At 43.9% G+C, this 16,258-nt stretch carries 16 protein-coding genes and 2 tRNA genes; 10 read left to right on the top strand and 8 right to left on the bottom strand.

The features are described from left to right. Positions 1 to 24 precede the first annotated feature (24 nt). Positions 25 to 303 carry a hypothetical protein gene (locus tag KNP99_RS10970; RefSeq protein ID WP_088836335.1) on the top strand — a complete coding sequence of 93 codons (279 nt, stop codon included), beginning with the start codon at positions 25 to 27 and terminating at the stop codon, positions 301 to 303. A 49-nt stretch (positions 304 to 352) separates the two neighbouring features. Here KNP99_RS10970 and KNP99_RS10965 read toward each other — a convergent pair whose 3' ends face one another. Continuing rightward, positions 353 to 1,087 carry a metallophosphoesterase family protein gene (locus tag KNP99_RS10965; RefSeq protein ID WP_088836334.1) on the bottom strand — a complete coding sequence of 245 codons (735 nt, stop codon included), beginning with the start codon at positions 1,085 to 1,087 and terminating at the stop codon, positions 353 to 355. A gap of 359 nt (positions 1,088 to 1,446) precedes the next feature. Here KNP99_RS10965 and KNP99_RS10960 point away from each other — a divergent pair, with 359 nt between their 5' ends. Then, positions 1,447 to 2,445, top strand: coding sequence for a PTS sugar transporter subunit IIC (locus KNP99_RS10960; RefSeq protein WP_088838424.1), 999 nt, complete (start codon positions 1,447 to 1,449; stop codon positions 2,443 to 2,445). Positions 2,446 to 2,533: 88 nt separating this feature from the next. On the opposite strand, the gene KNP99_RS10955 is transcribed toward KNP99_RS10960, so the two are convergent. Beyond that, positions 2,534 to 2,606, bottom strand: a tRNA-Val gene (locus KNP99_RS10955). Between the two features lie 166 nt (positions 2,607 to 2,772). Here KNP99_RS10955 and KNP99_RS10950 point away from each other — a divergent pair. After that, positions 2,773 to 5,880, top strand: a complete 3,108-nt coding sequence (locus KNP99_RS10950; protein ID WP_214766707.1) for an efflux RND transporter permease subunit — start codon at positions 2,773 to 2,775, stop codon at positions 5,878 to 5,880. A 144-nt stretch (positions 5,881 to 6,024) separates the two neighbouring features. Here the strand turns inward: KNP99_RS10950 and KNP99_RS10945 are convergent, their stop codons facing one another. Continuing rightward, positions 6,025 to 6,501, bottom strand: a complete 477-nt coding sequence (locus tag KNP99_RS10945) for a DUF456 domain-containing protein (protein WP_088836332.1) — start codon at positions 6,499 to 6,501, stop codon at positions 6,025 to 6,027. A 190-nt stretch (positions 6,502 to 6,691) separates the two neighbouring features. On the opposite strand from KNP99_RS10945, the gene KNP99_RS10940 reads away from it, so the two are divergent. Both KNP99_RS10940 and KNP99_RS10935 read left to right on the top strand, forming a co-directional pair. Next, a complete protein-coding gene (locus KNP99_RS10940) occupies positions 6,692 to 7,237 on the top strand; it encodes a methyltransferase family protein (protein ID WP_215193237.1) in 546 nt (181 codons plus the stop codon). Positions 7,238 to 7,259: 22 nt separating this feature from the next. Next, a complete protein-coding gene (locus KNP99_RS10935; protein ID WP_215193236.1) occupies positions 7,260 to 8,750 on the top strand; it encodes a phytoene desaturase family protein in 1,491 nt (496 codons plus the stop codon). A gap of 66 nt (positions 8,751 to 8,816) precedes the next feature. Here the strand turns inward: KNP99_RS10935 and KNP99_RS10930 are convergent, their stop codons facing one another. From KNP99_RS10930 to KNP99_RS10920, 3 genes are read right to left on the bottom strand one after another with little or no spacing between them, the layout of a single operon-like run. Continuing rightward, on the bottom strand, positions 8,817 to 9,368 hold the full coding sequence (locus KNP99_RS10930; RefSeq protein ID WP_214770067.1) for a histidine phosphatase family protein: 552 nt from the start codon (positions 9,366 to 9,368) through the stop codon (positions 8,817 to 8,819). Between the two features lie 11 nt (positions 9,369 to 9,379). Then, positions 9,380 to 10,063 (bottom strand): response regulator transcription factor, encoded by a 684-nt coding sequence (locus KNP99_RS10925; protein WP_215193235.1) that lies wholly within the window; start codon positions 10,061 to 10,063, stop codon positions 9,380 to 9,382. 5 nt (positions 10,064 to 10,068) lie between these two features. After that, the gene (locus tag KNP99_RS10920) at positions 10,069 to 11,430 is read right to left on the bottom strand and encodes a sensor histidine kinase (protein WP_215193234.1); all 1,362 of its coding nucleotides are present in this window, start codon (positions 11,428 to 11,430) and stop codon (positions 10,069 to 10,071) included. Positions 11,431 to 11,596: 166 nt separating this feature from the next. Here KNP99_RS10920 and KNP99_RS10915 point away from each other — a divergent pair, with 166 nt between their 5' ends. Next, a complete protein-coding gene (locus KNP99_RS10915; RefSeq protein WP_088836326.1) occupies positions 11,597 to 12,166 on the top strand; it encodes a YdhK family protein in 570 nt (189 codons plus the stop codon). 45 nt (positions 12,167 to 12,211) lie between these two features. Here KNP99_RS10915 and KNP99_RS10910 read toward each other — a convergent pair. Both KNP99_RS10910 and KNP99_RS10905 read right to left on the bottom strand, forming a co-directional pair. Next, positions 12,212 to 12,284, bottom strand: a tRNA-Val gene (locus KNP99_RS10910). 237 nt (positions 12,285 to 12,521) lie between these two features. Beyond that, on the bottom strand, positions 12,522 to 13,148 hold the full coding sequence (locus KNP99_RS10905; RefSeq protein ID WP_088836325.1) for a nitroreductase family protein: 627 nt from the start codon (positions 13,146 to 13,148) through the stop codon (positions 12,522 to 12,524). A gap of 192 nt (positions 13,149 to 13,340) precedes the next feature. Here KNP99_RS10905 and yhfH point away from each other — a divergent pair, with 192 nt between their 5' ends. The 4 genes from yhfH to KNP99_RS10885 all read left to right on the top strand — a co-directional run bounded on the left by yhfH (position 13,341) and on the right by KNP99_RS10885 (position 16,218). Beyond that, complete coding sequence (gene yhfH, locus KNP99_RS10900) at positions 13,341 to 13,487, top strand: protein YhfH (RefSeq protein WP_084157661.1); 147 nt, start codon at positions 13,341 to 13,343, stop codon at positions 13,485 to 13,487. A gap of 220 nt (positions 13,488 to 13,707) precedes the next feature. Continuing rightward, positions 13,708 to 14,553 carry a polysaccharide deacetylase family protein gene (locus KNP99_RS10895; protein WP_215193233.1) on the top strand — a complete coding sequence of 282 codons (846 nt, stop codon included), beginning with the start codon at positions 13,708 to 13,710 and terminating at the stop codon, positions 14,551 to 14,553. 12 nt (positions 14,554 to 14,565) lie between these two features. Beyond that, a complete protein-coding gene (locus tag KNP99_RS10890) occupies positions 14,566 to 15,216 on the top strand; it encodes a YkyA family protein (RefSeq protein ID WP_088836323.1) in 651 nt (216 codons plus the stop codon). 93 nt (positions 15,217 to 15,309) lie between these two features. Next, positions 15,310 to 16,218 carry an EamA family transporter gene (locus KNP99_RS10885; protein WP_029332642.1) on the top strand — a complete coding sequence of 303 codons (909 nt, stop codon included), beginning with the start codon at positions 15,310 to 15,312 and terminating at the stop codon, positions 16,216 to 16,218. The last annotated feature ends 40 nt before the right edge of the window (positions 16,219 to 16,258 follow it).

Below are 16,258 nucleotides of genomic sequence, written 5' to 3'. Positions count from 1 at the left end.
TGCTTGAATGGAGTGTTACCCTGTATGCAATCGTATATGCTTCTCCCGCTTTATCTCTTGGTTCTGCTTGTCTACGTCATCATTTCACTGATTGATATGTGGAAATCCTATACGGCAAGCAGCAACTCGTCGGACTTCCTGTTTTTCATCTTGACGCTAGTCGCACTGTTTGCAGGCTTTCTGCTTGCCCCGATCCTGTCACTACTCTTTCATTGGAAACGCAACCGCCTCAAACGAAATATCGGGCTCGTCCTCTTCTTCATCCTCATCATTGCGTACATCGTAAGATTTTTTATTTCGTAAGTCAAAGCGGCGTCGTCTTTCTCGGCGCCCTCTCTTTTATCTATCGACTTCAACTTCTTCCCCCTAAAAACAATTTCCGTAACAACTCTTTTGACGGCATGTCTGACGCATTAAATGATTCGAGGTACGCCGCGTCATCATACGGTACATCCATAAATTCTACGTCCCAGTTCTCACTATCTCCTGACACGACCGCAAATGGTGCGATTGCCTCCGGTTGGCACCCTAACGCTCCCGGATTCACATATGTCGTTCCGTTTACTTGAACGAACTGTCGCGGATGGTGATGCCCAAAACAAATCAGGGTGGCACTCGTATCAGCAAATAACTGCGGAAGTGTTTCTTTATTACCATCAACCGTCGGACGAAGCGGTTCTTCTCCAATCATTGCCCGCACGTCCCGATAGGCATAATGCGTGAACAGGATACGCCGTGATTCAACTACTTTTGAGATGGTCCGCGGCAGTCGCCCTAAAAAAACTCGATTTTCTGCCGTTAATTGATTCGCAACCCAACTGTGATGTGCTTTCGCATGAAGATAACTGTCCGGATACCGTTCCCCATTCAATAATGCCAAGACATTTTCATCATGGTTTCCACTGATTGTCCGAATTTTTCTATCACTTCGAATCAAGTCAATCACTTCATTCGTCTCGGCACCGATTCCGACCAAATCACCGAGGCAATAAATCGTCTCAATATCTGGATCTTGATTGATTGTGTCAAGGACTGCTTTTAACGCTGACGCATTGCCGTGAATATCTGTAATAAGTGCAAATTTCATGTAACCGCCTCCATTCCAGGTTTACTAACGTTTCTTCTTCCTTTCCTCTTTTAAGCTGAAAGTGAACTGAAAAATAAATTGTCAGAAAATATTGATTATTCATTTAATGCATGTTAGGCTTAGAAAAATTCAAGCGAGAGGAGCACGACACGATGTACCTTCCACAAATTGCGGGCCGACTGATTATTCTATGCACGAGGGACTGAAAACTTTTCCGAGATTTTCCGGAATCGATTTTTGGGCCCTCCTTTCGATGCATCGAATGAGGCGCCCGCACTATTCATGGCGCCTATCCAGTTAACGGATAGGTTTTTTTAATGGAAAAATAGAGAGGATGAAGAAGAGTGAAGGATTATGCGATGGATCGAATGGTAAAGGTATCAGCCGGGATGGCGAATGCAGTGCTCGTTACACTTGGCGTGGGCTTATTGATTGAGACGTTCGGAAACTTATTACATATCGAAGTGTTACTGACGATTGGCGGCATCGCAAAAGTTTTACTTGCCCCGGCGCTCGGTGCCGGCATCGCCTATCAACTTGGTGGTAATACGCTCGTTCTCTTCAGCGCAATGATTGCGGCAACAATCGGTGGTGCTGCCCTCCAGCCGACTGAAGCCGGTCTCGTCTTAATTCCCGGTCAACCGATCAGTGCGTTGATTGCTGCAGCCGTCGCTGTTTATGTCGGAAAACGAATGACAGGCAAAACGAAGTTCGACATGATGGTGATTCCAATGTGTGCCGTACTTGCAGGAGGCATCACTGGTCTTGGTGCTGCTGCCGTAACGACACCCTTACTTACAAAATTCAGTGCAATGGTCACATCTTCTGTCGAAACATCGCCAATCGCGACTTCACTCGTCATCGCACTCATCTTTAGCGTAATTTTAATGTCTCCTGCTTCATCTGCAGCACTCGCCATTGCGCTTCAGCTTGATCCCGTCGCAAGTGCCGCTGCGCTTATCGGCTGTTCCGCACAATTCGTCGGTTTTACTTTGATGGCCTATCGCCAAACCGATCCCGGCGGTTTGATTGCCTCGTTCTTCGTGACACCAAAAGTTCAGTTTCCGAATATCGTCAAGAATCCGCGAATTGTAGCCGCACCGTTTTTAGCAGCTATGATCTCAGCGCCGGTCGCAACACTCGTGTTGTCATTAAAAGTTCCATATGAGTTAGCTGGACTTGGATTGAACTCGATGATTGCGCCACTCAATATTTTCGTCAATCAAGGGTTTAACGCGTTCGCCGTCTTCGTTGTTACAGGCATTCTCTTACCCGGCGTCCTCACATTCGTCTTCTACCGGGCGACAACATTGTTCGGTTGGACAAAAGTTGGCGATCTCCACCTTGAAATCCAATAAAGTATAAGCTATTCCCGTTCAATTAAGGGAATAGCTTTTTTAACGACAAAAAAAACTCGCTCATCAAAAGATGAACGAGTTTTCGGTATGATTCTGACTGGGCTCGAACCAGCGACCTCTACCCTGTCAAGGTAGCGCTCTCCCAGCTGAGCTACAGAATCATGATATCATGTTGCTGGGTATGTCTTTATTATATCAGCATATCGAAAAGTGTAAAGTGTTTTTTCTAACTTTTTCATAAAAATTAAACCGTTTTAAAGTTGCAGCCCTTTAAACCGTCGTCTAGTATGTAATTAAGCACATACAAAAATAAAGGAGGGACATCTTTTGAACTTTTTAACACGTTTTAGCTTAAAAAACTCTGTCGCTGTATTTATCATCGCTATTCTTTTAGTGTTAGGCGGGGTCTATTCATTTACCCAACTCAAGGTCGACCAGTTTCCTGAAATCGAATTCCCGCAAATTTCAGTTGAAGCCGTTTATCCTGGTGCATCCCCTGAGGATGTCGATCAACAAGTCGTCTCAAAACTCGAAACCGCTCTCAAAGGGATTGAGGGATCAACAAAAATTTCGAGTTCTGCGTACGAAAGCATCGGGATCATCAATATTGAATTCCCGTTTGATACCGACATGGACCAAGTCGAGCAACAAATCGATGCGGCGATCCAGGATGCAAACTTACCTGAAGAAGCAAGTACTAAATTAAACCGCTTCTCCTTTGGTTCGTTCCCCATCTATAATATCTCCTTCTTTAGCAAAGACGGAGAAGACATTGAATCACTATTAAAAGATCAAATTGAGCCAGAATTGAACAAAATCCCAGGTATCAACAGCGTTTCGGTCGGTGGTTACAAAGATGACCTCGTCCAAATTACCGTTGATAAAAAGAAGGCAACAGCAGCCGGTCTGTCGCTCTCAAGTATTAAAGATCAAATCAATGCCAAATACGTCTCCTTCCCATCTGGACAACTTGCGGAAGGTGATTCCAAGATTCCAATTCGTGTCGAAGAAAAACTTGAAAATCTCGACAAAATCAAAAATCTACAATTAACATCGTCCATCGGTACCGCAGCTGCTCCAACAGAACCATCTACTGGTGCTACCGGAGGAACAGGTGCACCAACTGAAGCAACTGGTCAGGAGGCACCTCAAGAACCAGCAGAACCGATTCGTTTAAAAGATATTGCGGACATTGAATCTGTCTCAAAACAGAGCGAAAAAACGCGTTATAACTTAAAAGATTCACTCTCGATGGCAATCACAAAAAAACAGGATGCCAACACGGTAGAAATTGCCGATCAAGTCACAAAAATTCTCAACAAATATGAGGATCAAATCGATTATACAATCGGGATTGATTCAGCAAAAGATATCGAAGAGTCCGTTTCGACACTCGTCAAAGAAGGACTTCTCGGTGCTCTATTCGCGTCGATTGCCGTACTTCTGTTCTTACGTAATATTCGTGCGACCATCATCGCAATCGTCTCGATTCCACTTTCACTATTGATTGCTGCGATCTTCTTGAACTGGCAGGACATTTCACTGAACATCATGACCCTTGGTGGGATGGCTGTAGCAGTCGGTCGGGTCGTCGATGACAGTATCGTCGTCATCGAGAATATTTTCCGAAGGGTCCGCAAGTCAGAACAAGGGATGACTAATGAAGTCATCGAACAGTCGACGAAGGAAATCTTAAAAGCGATTACTTCATCGACATTAACGACCGTTGTCGTGTTCTTACCCATCGGATTCGTTGGTGGAATTACTGGTAAGTTCTTCTTACCATTCGCTTTAACCATCATCTTCTCGCTACTCGCTTCATTGCTCGTCGCGATTACGATTGTTCCGATTTTAGCGAAGTTTGCATTCAAAAAGGTTCCGGCGGAAGAAAAAGAAGGCGTCCTCCAACGCTGGTACGGGACATTGATTGAAAAATCATTATCCCATAAAGCGATTATCTTGATTGTCTCTTTCTTATTACTCGGTGGATCACTCGCCATCGTACCGCAACTTGGCTTTACGTTTATTCCGAATGAAGCTTCTAAAACACTGACAGCATCGCTTGAGCTTCCGGCTGCGACATCACTTGAAAAAACAAGTGACGTCTCACTGAAGATGGAAGAGATGTTTGACGATGAAGAAGCGATTGACGATGTGACAACGTCTGTCGGAGCGCGTGACTTCACGACAGGTCTTCGTCTCGATAATAAGGCAAGTTACTTCCTTAACTTAAAAGCAGATGCTGATGTCGAAAAAACAATCAAGTCACTTGAATCACAAATGGATGAGATTGCAGCCGCAGACGATGTCGATGCTAAAATCAGCATCGCCGAACTTTCGACTGGTGGTCCTCCTTCGAACAATAACGTGGACATCGATTTGTTCTCGAATGATCTCGAAGCGCTCCAAACAGCAGCAAAATTAGTCGAAGACAATATGAAAGAAAACAGTGATTTAAAATATGTTACAAATAACTTTAGTGAAAAACAAAAGCAATTCCTCGTTGAAATTGATACAGAGAAAGCAAGCGACCTCGGTCTCTCTGGTTTCCAAATTCTCGGTACCGTCAATGACCAAACGAAACCGGTCACGGTCGGCACGTTGACACTCGACGATAAGGAACAAGACGTTCAATTGTCTTATGCAAAAGAGTTAACATCACGTGAAGATCTTGAAGATGTTCAATTGTTCTCAGCGACAGGTCCTGTTCCTTTAAAAGATGTCGCTACAGTCAAAGCGGTCGATACGTTCACATCGGTTCAGAAACTCGATGGAAAAGTCTACGCACGTGTCTCAGGACAAGTGAAAGGCGATAACGTCCAAACGGTTTCGAGTGACGTTAAAGCAGATGTCGAGAAAATTGAGTTACCCGATGGTGTATCTCTCACCAGTGGTGGCGGTAATGATGATACGGTCGAAATCTTCCAGTCACTCGGAATCGCAATCGTCGTTGCGATTGGTCTCGTCTACTTGACGATGCTGATTACGTTCGGCAAGGCGCGTATCCCATTCATCATCTTGTCATCGCTCATTTTCGTACCAATCGGTTCACTCGTCACACTCTTCTTAGCGAACGAACCATTGTCCGTCAGTGTCATGATCGGATTCTTAATGTTGATCGGTATCGTAACGACGAACGCAATCGTTCTCGTCGATCGTATCGGACAAAATGTCACTCGTGGATTACCAATTCGTGAATCGCTCATCGAAGCTGGTAAAACACGTCTCCGTCCAATCTTGATGACGGCATTCGCAACAATTATGGCGCTCGTTCCACTTGCTCTAACGACTTCGTCCGGAACGCTGATTTCAAAAGGTCTTGCGTTGACGGTTATCGGTGGGTTAACGACTTCAACACTCTTAACGTTAATCATCGTACCTGTCGTCTATGAGTTATTCTTCTTCAAAAAGATCAAAAAAGAACGTAAAGCGTAACGAAAAACCCTTCTCGCCTGTGCGAGAAGGGTTTTTTAGTGTGTACAGATAACAATACGAATCCTCTTCCTTTTCCGTTGCCTTCCTCGGGTGAAGCGGTCTTTCCGAGTGGAAGAAAGCACGGCACTTTGTCTCGTCACTTCTTTATTTTTCAAGGTATTCATCTGTCCGTTCAATCGTTCCGTTATGTTTTGCGACTAGGCCATCCAAAACTGATGGTTCAAATTCCTCACCAATCGCGATCACCCCTGTCTTCCCGGGTGGTATGACCCCTAACGTCCGTTTAAACGTCTCTTGAATCGCTTGGTTTTCTTTCAATTCTTTTGATCCACCAATCAGCATACCAGTCATCGAACCGAGGAGAATCCCGAACGGACCACCCAGTATACCTACGGCCATCCCAATCAATGAACCTTTAAACGCTTTATTCGAACCACTTAAATCAACGGCATCCTCAAACGAAAATGCTCCATTCTCGCTTCGTTTAATGATTGCGACTTGCTCAAAATCCACTTGCCCGTTCGCATGATACTTCTTCAGTTCACTGAACACTTGATACGATGTTGATTCTTCTTCAAACGTTAACGTAATGATATGATGCTTTTCATCTTTTTTAGCCACAGCTTCCACCTCTTTCATACCAGACGGACCGATACAACTGAACGACGAAGCATACATCAAGTATTTACCATTTTTATATCCATATGAAACCTTTTAGCAGACTTTAGACGATTGAAATTCTATAACTTTGGGTAAAATAACATGTACGTGCTTTTTCTAAATAATGAATCATGTAAGGGGCGAATCTGTGATGTCAATTTTAGATTATGCCTTCATCCTCGTATCACTGTTTTGGCTACTCGAATTGTTTCTCTTTCGAAATCGTCAAAAAGAATCATCTCCATACGCAGAACAACGTAGTTTCTACTTAATTTTCATAACGTTGTCTCTCACAATTATTTTCTCGTTGCTATTCAGTCGAACAGACGAAAGTCTCCTTCGACAAATTATCGGACTAGGTTGTTTAGGAGGCGGAGTCTTTTTACGTTACTGGGGCATTCTCCACCTAAAGAACCAATTTACGCGGCACGTTACGGTAAATACGGGTGACCGTCTTGTCAGTACGGGACCGTATCGGACATTACGCCACCCGCTTTATACTGGACTATTGTTTATCACGATCGGTTTCCCGTTATTTTTTGCTAATTGGATCGTTACGATTGTTGCCGGTCTTGTGATGTTCTTTATGTTGCGCCACCGGATTCGAATTGAAGAAACGTTACTCACAGCCGGTTTTGGTCCAGCTTATACGCAATGGGCGACGACACGAAAACGTTTGATTCCTTTCATTTATTAAATTCTAAGGAGAAGTGATTCTATTGAAAAAACAAGCAGTGGTTGTCGGAGCAGGTTTAGCAGGAATGTCAGCAGCGATCCGTCTCGCGGGAGACGGTTATGCCGTCACGATGCTCGAGCAGAACGGCAATGTCGGTGGGAAGTTGAATCAACGAAGCGGGAAAGGATTTACGTTTGATACAGGTCCTTCTATCTTAACGATGCCTTGGGTCCTCGAACAACTTTTCTCAAGCGTGCATCGTCGCCTCGAAGACTACTTAGAAATTGAACGGATCGAACCTCAATGGCGGACGTTTTTCGAAGACGGGACAGAACTCGATGTCAAAGGTGACTTACCTGGCATGCTCGATGAATTTAAAAAAGTTTCGGATCAAGCCGATTTTGTTGAACTCTTCGGTTATTCTAAAAAAATGTATGACCTGTGTTTAGATAGCTTTTATAAATATAGTCTTGAAGACTTAAAAGATTTAAAGAAATACCATACGATGTCCGAGTTACTTAAGATGGATCCGTTGAATACAGTTGCGAGTGGAACAAAAAAACATTTGAATAACAAACATCTCGAGCAATTGTTTAATTACATGGTGATGTATGTCGGTTCCAATCCATACGAAGCACCTGCCGTCTTCAACCAAATGATTTATGTCCAAATGGGAATTGGCATCTATTACGTCAAAGGCGGTATGTACAAGATTGCCGAAGCGATGCAAGCATTGCTTGACGAATTGCGTGTCACTGTTCACGTCAACACGCCGGTCGAACGTGTCGTCGTCGAAGGAAAACGCGCAGTCGGAGTCGAGACTAAAGACGGTACGTTTTACCCGGCTGATGTCGTCGTCTCGAATCTCGAAGTCATTCCGACTTATCAAAACCTTGTTCCGGACAAAAAAGCAGGCAAACAAGCGAAAAAGTTAAATGATTCGTTTGTTCCTTCTGTGTCTGGTCTCGTCTTGTTACTCGGAGTCAACCGTGAATACGAATCATTAAAACATCATAATTTCTTCTTCTCGGAAGATCCAGAACGCGAATTTGCACAAATGTTCAAGGATGGTGTACCACCTGAAGATCCAACGATTTATGTTGGTGTCTCGTCGAAATCTGACGCTTCACAGGCACCGGAAGGAAAAGACAATCTATTCGTTTTGACGCACGTTCCTCCCCTTACGAAAAACCCCGCTGGTAAAACGGATTGGGATGCGTATCGCGAAGTCGTCCTCGACAAACTTGAACGGATGGGGCTAGATGGTTTACGCGATTCGATTGAATTCGAATATCGTTTTACACCGGAAGACTTACAATCACTCTATGGACCGAATGGCGGTTCGATTTACGGTGTCGCTGCAGATCGGAAAAAGAACGGCGGCTTTAAAATCCCTTCGAAAAGTGACCTGTACGAGGGACTTTACTTCGTCGGTGGTTCGACGCACCCAGGTGGCGGTGTGCCGATGGTCACATTGTCCGGCCAACTGACGGCAGACTTGATTAAGAAACATGAAGGCGCCGTCAACGTTTAAGTATGGCCCTATACAAAAGAGGCAGTGATTTCCGGTACGTACACGGAAGTCACTGTCTCTTTTAGTTCACCTTGTGACTTGCCGACTTCCGCTATAGCATTCCCCTTCAAAGTCGAGTCGGTACACAGCAGGCATCGGTAACGTTTGCCAAAAGGCATAGTCATACTGCGCATCAAAATGCTGCATCAATAAGGCCATGATGTTTCCATGTGTTCCGATGACAAGCACCTCTTCTTGATGTGTCCGCAGTAACTCGATCGTACTCGCAACGACACGTTCTGTCGCCACTTGATTCGACTCACCACCGTACGGATTATCATCCGGATGTTCCCAAACGACACGGACTGCTTCTTGAAAATCAGCCAAGGCTCCCGGAGCGAGCACTCGCTCCGCGAAATTTGACTGTTCCTTAACAGCGAGCCCCCGATTTGCTGCTAAAGGTTGAACTGTTTCACGTGCTCGCCTGTATGGACTCGTATACACATGATCTACTGCAATATTTTGAAACACTGAAACTAATGCTTCGGCATCTTGCTTTCCTTTCGCCGATAACGGACGATTTCGTTCATCGGTTGAATACGTTGAATGCGCATGGCGCACAAGATAGATAGTCGTCATGATATTCCCCCTTATGTTGACCAATCCGGGTAATCCGTTAACCGATAACCGATTCCCCGAACCGTCTCTAAATACCGATCAATCGGAAATTCCGCGTCACGTAATTTTTCTCGGACATGTCGAATATGCGAATCGACGGTTCGAGGTTCAAGCATGTTTTCATAACCCCAAACAGATTCCAATAAACGTTCCCGCGAAAGGATCGTGTTCTTGGCATGTAGCAGTTTTCCGAGTAACTGAAATTCTTTTTTCGTAAGTGAAATTCGCTGCCCCTCGTATTCACAGCGATAGGCAGCAGAATTATACTGAAGACCATGAAAATTAATTTCTCCATTTCGAGACTCCCCGATTAACAATTCGATTCGAGCAAGCAACTCTCCTTCTTGAATCGGTTTTGAAACATAGTCATCTGCGCCGACTTCGTGACCACGCAAAACATCTTCTCGTTGATTTCGGGCTGTCACCATAATGATTGGAAAATCAGCGAACTGCCGGATAGTTTGACATAATTTCCAACCGTCGACTTCGGGCATCATGACATCTAGTAATGCTAAGTCAATCGGAACCGTTTGAACGAGTTGTAAGGCTTTTTCTGCTGATTCAGCTAAAAAACAGGTGTGTCCATAGGGCTTTAAATATAACTGAAGCAACTGCCACATACGTGCTTCATCATCCACGATCAATATCCGTGCCATCTTTGTTACACCTCCCATTGGACAGTTACTGTCGTCCCTTGATTTTTTCGACTTTTAATCTCTAAGCTAGCCCCATGCGCTTTGACGATGGCACTCGCAATCGCCAGACCGATTCCTGATCCGCCACGATTCCGAGAGCGCGACGGTTCACTTCGGTACAACCGTTCTGTGACCCGCTTGATTTCATTTTCCTCTATCCCAATCCCCGTATCTCGAACCGTAAAAAAGGGCCCACCTGAATTTCTACCATAATTGATTTCAATGGATCCGGTTTCTGTATACTTCCGTGCGTTATCAAGAAGATTCAATACGACTTGACCAAGACGAACGTCATCTCCTTCAATCGTTACAGCGTCACCCATGACCGTTAGTGTTAATCCTTCCGCTTCAATCGCGGGACGAACTTTCTCGACAAGTGATGGAATGAGTTGCTCAAGTGATACAGGTAACCGTTTAATCAAGAATTCATTTTCATCTAAACGTGCTAATAGAAGAAGTTGCTCAATCAATTCCGTCACCTGCGTGCTTTCCTCTTGAATAATCTTAATATACGAAGCTTTTTCAGATTCTGTTAAACCAGGTCGGCTTAAGATATCCGCATAACCTTTCATATAAGTTAACGGTGTTCTCAATTCATGGGAAACATTTGCTAAAAATTCGGTACGTTCCCGATTCAGAAGATCGAGATCTTTCGCAAGTTTTGTAATCGAACGTGCCAACGCGCCTAGTTCGTCTTGCCGTTCGACCGGCAAATCAGCAGACAAGTTCCCTCTACCAAGTTCTGCCGTCGCCCGTTCCATTTCGATTAAAGGACGTGAAATCACCCGCGTAAAGAACCAAACAACAAAGACCGTCAAGACGAGTGCGACGATTCCCATTCGTATAAATTGCCGGGTTAACGGATCAACTACTCGTTGTATTAAATCTGCCTGGGCGAACATGAACACATGACCTACGTGTTTTCCCGATACAGTGATCGGGCTATCTGTCATCAAGTAGTGCCCTTTCGTCTCGGATGGATTAACAATCCGACTGTTTTGCTGGTATGTAAAGTCGGTATGGACAAGTTTTTGTCGCATCTCATCCGTCAGTCGGTCAGATGTACTTTTGATTTGTCCATATTGATCGGTCACGACAACCGTGAACTCGGACGTCGATTCCATCAAACTGACATGATGAATCGTCTGCTCCGTGAAGGACTGCTCGAGTACGTCACGATGCGTATCCCCCCGATTCAATAGACCTAACATGACTTCATCCGAACGATCTTCGACAAGATTCAAGTACAAAGCACCAAACAAAATACCTCCAGTCACTAAAAAAGCACTCAAAAATAGTACTCCGATATAGTGCGATATGCGTTTCAAGTCATCCCTCCTCATACCATGCTCTTCTTGTTCATTATAAACACCAATTGATTTTAGACTTCAACTGAAAGGTACAGGATGCAGAAATGTCACGCTTTCTGCACGGTTTCTGCACGAATAATGGGTAAAGTAATCGTGTCATCACATTATACAGGGGGAATTTAAAATGAAGAAAACAATCGTAGCAAGCCTCACATTATCGACTGCCTTATTGCTTGGTGCATGCGGGAATGATCAAGATAAAGAAGCAAACCACAATGACATGCAGAGTGAAATGCAGGACGATTCACATGAAGGAATGATGCATTCAAGTGACGGGGATTTACCGGAGGGTATTAAAAAAGCAGCAAATCCTAAATTCGAGGTCGGCTCAACAGCAATCATGTCGTCGAAGCATATGAAAGGAATGGATGGAGCGGAAGCGACAATTGCCGGTGCATTTGATACGACCGTTTATGCCGTGAGCTTCACACCAACAGATGGCGGAAAGAAAGTGACCAATCATAAATGGGTCGTCCAGGAAGAGTTAACACCAGTCCCATCTTCTCCACTTAAAAAAGGTGACACGACGACGATTGATGCTGATCATATGACTGGTATGAATGGTGCCAAAGCAACAATCGACAGCGCTGAACAAACAACCGTTTACATGGTTGACTTCAAACCGACGACGGGCGGCGACACTGTCAAAAATCACAAGTGGGTGACAGAAGACGAACTTCAAACGAACGAATAAACTAAAAAAGTCCCGTTCATCAAATGATGAACGGGACTTTTAGTATGATTCTGACTGGGCTCGAACCAGCGACCTCTACCCTGTCAAGGTAGCGCTCTCCCAGCTGAGCTACAGAATCATGATGCAGTACGTTATGTACTTGCTAGGACATTTATTAATATAGCAAGAAACTAAACAGCTGGCAAGTAGTTTCCGTAAAAAAAATAATTTTTTCATAAAAAAACAGTCGAGCTGACTCAAAAAGAAATCACCTTTCTTTTTACGCGCTTTTTTTGCAAGAGTCGCGTGAAGCAAGTGATTCCTTTTAAACAAGATGGGTGTGGCACATGTTTACTTTTGAGTCAGCCCCTTGTTTTTATAATATTGTTGTCACTTGATCGACTGGTAAGCGAAGTGCCGGGCGTTTTTTCGCATTTTCAACGGCTTTACCGACAGCAATCAACATAACAGGTACAAAACGCTCTTCCGTAATGAACGTATCGGCGAATACTTGATGATCGAAACCGCCCATCGCAAGCGTCGAGAGCCCTTTCGCTTCTGCCACGAGCATCAACTGCATCGCAGCTAAGCTGGCATTCGACATTGCCGCGTCACGGCCGTATGCAGCACTTTGGTAGGCACCTTCTACTTGCCCTTTGATCGAGTCAAATAACTCTTCCGTCATGCCGCCCGCTTCGACAGCTGGTCCGTAGACCGGATTGTAATTACGGTTTGCCTGCGTATCACCCAGCACGGCGATGACGACTGAAGAAGACGTGATGGCTGGTTGATTGTAAGCAATCGGTGCGAGCTGTTGTTTCGCTTCTTCTGAGTGGAAGGCGATAAAATGCCAATGTTGTAAGTTCCAAGCACTTGGTGCAGCTGTTGTTAATTCGATTAATTCTTTTACTTCCGTTTCAGTTAATGTAAATGACGCATCATAATGACGAACAGAACGTCGTTCATTCAATGTTTGCAGTGTTTCTGAAAAAGTTTGGTTCATGATGTAATCCCCCTTAATAGTATCTAATTTACTTTGATATCGTATCATCCTGTTTCTCGACTGTCATATGACAAGACTTACTTAACTTCATCTGTTATAAAACAATTATTGACTTTCATCATCTGTACTAATACAATAAGATTATATAAACAACGTTGTATACACATTGATTGCCATTAGGAGGAGATACAAATGGAACAGCCACTTTACCAAGAGACATCTGCTGAATTTTATCGTCAACTCCCTGCAAAAACTTGTGCTACCTGTGGAAAAGAGATGGATGAACAATGCGAATCTTACCAGTCCGAATGTACGGATTGCACAGTCACTGAACAATAAGTGAGCTATAACAAAGAGGACAAACAGATCCAAACGGGTCTGCTTGTCCTCTTTTTCATATTTAATTTAAATCAAATATCATCTGTTTTAATCTAACTTACTGAGTCATAATTTGAAAAATCTTACTCAGTTATCTTTTTGTAACATGTTTGTTACAAATGAAACAGACAAAATGTTACAGTTAACCTATACGATTTTCTGCAAAGGAGCTATAACAGCGATGGATTCATACAACACTGGAAATCCGATTGGTCTTGGACCACGAAAACGACATTCTAAGAACAAATTTCTTCGCAAGCTATCGATTTTATTCACCTTACTTTTACTTTCTGTCGGTGGATTCATCGCCTATCAATACATCAAGCCGAAAAAACAGCTCGCTACTGTAACGGTCACAACGCTCGGACAAGTCCCTGTTGCTAACATGGAAAAATCCCGGGTCGATCAATGGAATGGTGTGACAAAAAAAGTCGCCTATTTAACGTTTGAGGATGGTCCTAGCGCCTTAACCACAGACATTTTAAATGAACTGGCGCAACAACAAGTCAAAGCTACTTTCTTTTTCATCGGAAGCAACATCGACGCCCAGCCGGCGTTTGTAAAAGATACCGCAACAGCAGGACATTACATCGGTTTGCATAGTGAGACCCATGACTATGAAACGCTCTATAAGAAAAAACAATATGTCAAAGAGATGCTGAGCGTCCAAAAAAAGATTAATCAGTTAACGGGACATTCGCCTCTTCTGACGCGTCCTCCTTATGGCTCGTCTCCCGGTATTTCAAAAACGATTGCGAATGATGTGGCGTCTGCGAATCTACGTGTCTGGGACTGGTCGATTGATTCGATGGATTGGTATTACAAAGACAGTGCAAAAGAAGTCGCAAAAACTGTCATCGACCGGGCAGAAGATCCCTTCGAAATTATTTTATTACATGAACAACCACAAACGTTACGCGCACTTCCGGCAATCGTTGCCGGTTTAAAGAAAAAAGGCTATCAGTTTTCGATTTATGATGAAGACTTCCATATTCCGTTTAATTTTGTTCAGCAATCCAATCTATAAGGAGTTTCGTTCATGAAAAAAATATACCTGTCTCTCACTTTTCTCTCGAGTTGTGCTGCGTTACTTTTAAGTGGTTGTTCAACAGATTCCTCTATGGACTTTTATGACAAACTCGAGGAGCACGCAACATACGAACAAGACGCGACCACGCTCGCAGAGTCTAGAAGTAGAAAAGATGAAATTTCCGTTAACACGTACCAAGCAGTTCTCGATGCAGGAGCCGAGGAAATCAAGCGGTCACAAAATGAACGTGAGGAATTAATGGCTTTAAACGAAGAACGATCCTCTTTGCTTGAACAAGAACAATCGTTGCGCCGAGAGGCTTTCGCCAAGTTAGATATGCAAGAATTAAAAGATTACGTCGCAGAACTCGAAACCGGACCGAAACGTGAAGGATCTCGCGTGATTGAAGTCATCGAACAGCGTGAACAAGCATTCACTACGTTCGTTAAGCAGTATACCGCTTCAATGAACGCGGAGGAAAAATTACTCTCCTACTTGACCGAGAAACCGAACTTCGTTAAGATTGATGAAGCAACTGCCGACTTAAATCGTATTACGCGTCAGGCTACAGCTACGTTAAACGATTTTAATCGTTTAACTGCTCGCTACAATGAATTAAAACCCGCCTTTTACAAAGAGGTAGGTCTCAACATTAAATAACTCACACAGGTTGCAACCAAACCCTGTCCAAAAAACCTGGACAAGGCCCTGTTGCAACCTTTTTTGTGCGTTCTAAAACATGGAGGCAACTAAATGAATCGATCAAAAGCAACACTTTTCGTTTTAATCGGCGCTATCAGTTACGGTGTCCTTTCAACGATTGTCAAACTAGCTTATGCTGCCGGCTTCGACTCTGCTACAGTTTCAGGAAGTCAGTTTCTCTTCGGATGGCTCATGATTTTCATCCTTGCGCTATTTACAAAAAATCTACGTCTCGCACCTACGACCGCTATGAAACTGGTCATTATCGGCATCTCCAGTGGGACGACAGGTTACCTTTACTATCAGAGCCTGCAGACAATATCTGCTTCCGTCGCAATCATCTTATTGTTCCAATTTACGTGGATTGGTGTTGTTATCGATTCAATCATTTCGAAACGCTTACCTTCACGGGCACACTTCTTGTCAGCAATCCTCTTGATTGGCGGAGCCATTTTGGCAAGTGCTGCTTACACGAGTTCGCTTGACTTCCGCGGAACGTTGTTCGGATTAGGAGCAGCGGTCAGCTTCTCCATCTTTTTACTCGCGAGCGGACGTGTCGCAAATCATCTTCCGGTCATCAAAAAGAGCTTTTATATGATGACAGGTGGGTTACTTTTCGTCATGATTATGTATCCACCTACTACTTTCTTGAGCGAAACAAATTTTGAAAATGGAATGTTGCTTTATGCCCTTCCACTCGGCTTATTCGCTTTGATTTTACCACCACTTTTATTTGCTGCAGGTGCACCACATCTCAGTCCTGCCAGCGTCTCATTGCTCGGGGCTGCCGAGCTCCCAACAGCAGTTATCTGTTCTGTGCTCATTTTAGGCGAACATTTAATGGGCTCGCAATGGATTGGTATCATCATCATTTTAGTCGGTATTTTTTATCCGATTTATGCCCACGCCCCAAAACAAAAAACAGTCACTGCGTCGCACAATCAACGTGACTTTTCTTAAAAGTGTATCTCCCTTCAAAACAAAAGACCATCGCTCATGA

Origin of the sequence: Exiguobacterium sp. s95 (assembly GCF_018618655.1) — a bacterium.
Classification (GTDB): domain Bacteria; phylum Bacillota; class Bacilli; order Exiguobacteriales; family Exiguobacteriaceae; genus Exiguobacterium_A; species Exiguobacterium_A oxidotolerans.
The sequence above is the reverse complement of the archived record's forward strand: the minus strand, read 5'-3'. Positions and strand labels throughout refer to the sequence as shown.

Bases quoted from the DNA above. Each gene is read 5' to 3' on its own strand.
- KNP99_RS10915 (WP_088836326.1), top strand. From the start codon at position 11,597: ATGAAGAAAACAATCGTAGCAAGCCTCACATTATCGACTGCCTTATTG.
- KNP99_RS10905 (WP_088836325.1), bottom strand. From the start codon at position 13,148: ATGAACCAAACTTTTTCAGAAACACTGCAAACATTGAATGAACGACGT.
- KNP99_RS10930 (WP_214770067.1), bottom strand. From the start codon at position 9,368: ATGACGACTATCTATCTTGTGCGCCATGCGCATTCAACGTATTCAACC.
- KNP99_RS10885 (WP_029332642.1), top strand. From the start codon at position 15,310: ATGAATCGATCAAAAGCAACACTTTTCGTTTTAATCGGCGCTATCAGT.
- KNP99_RS10960 (WP_088838424.1), top strand. From the start codon at position 1,447: ATGGATCGAATGGTAAAGGTATCAGCCGGGATGGCGAATGCAGTGCTC.
- KNP99_RS10925 (WP_215193235.1), bottom strand. From the start codon at position 10,063: ATGGCACGGATATTGATCGTGGATGATGAAGCACGTATGTGGCAGTTG.
- KNP99_RS10895 (WP_215193233.1), top strand. From the start codon at position 13,708: ATGGATTCATACAACACTGGAAATCCGATTGGTCTTGGACCACGAAAA.
- KNP99_RS10890 (WP_088836323.1), top strand. From the start codon at position 14,566: ATGAAAAAAATATACCTGTCTCTCACTTTTCTCTCGAGTTGTGCTGCG.
- KNP99_RS10965 (WP_088836334.1), bottom strand. From the start codon at position 1,087: ATGAAATTTGCACTTATTACAGATATTCACGGCAATGCGTCAGCGTTA.
- KNP99_RS10970 (WP_088836335.1), top strand. From the start codon at position 25: ATGCAATCGTATATGCTTCTCCCGCTTTATCTCTTGGTTCTGCTTGTC.
- KNP99_RS10940 (WP_215193237.1), top strand. From the start codon at position 6,692: ATGTCAATTTTAGATTATGCCTTCATCCTCGTATCACTGTTTTGGCTA.
- yhfH (WP_084157661.1), top strand. From the start codon at position 13,341: ATGGAACAGCCACTTTACCAAGAGACATCTGCTGAATTTTATCGTCAA.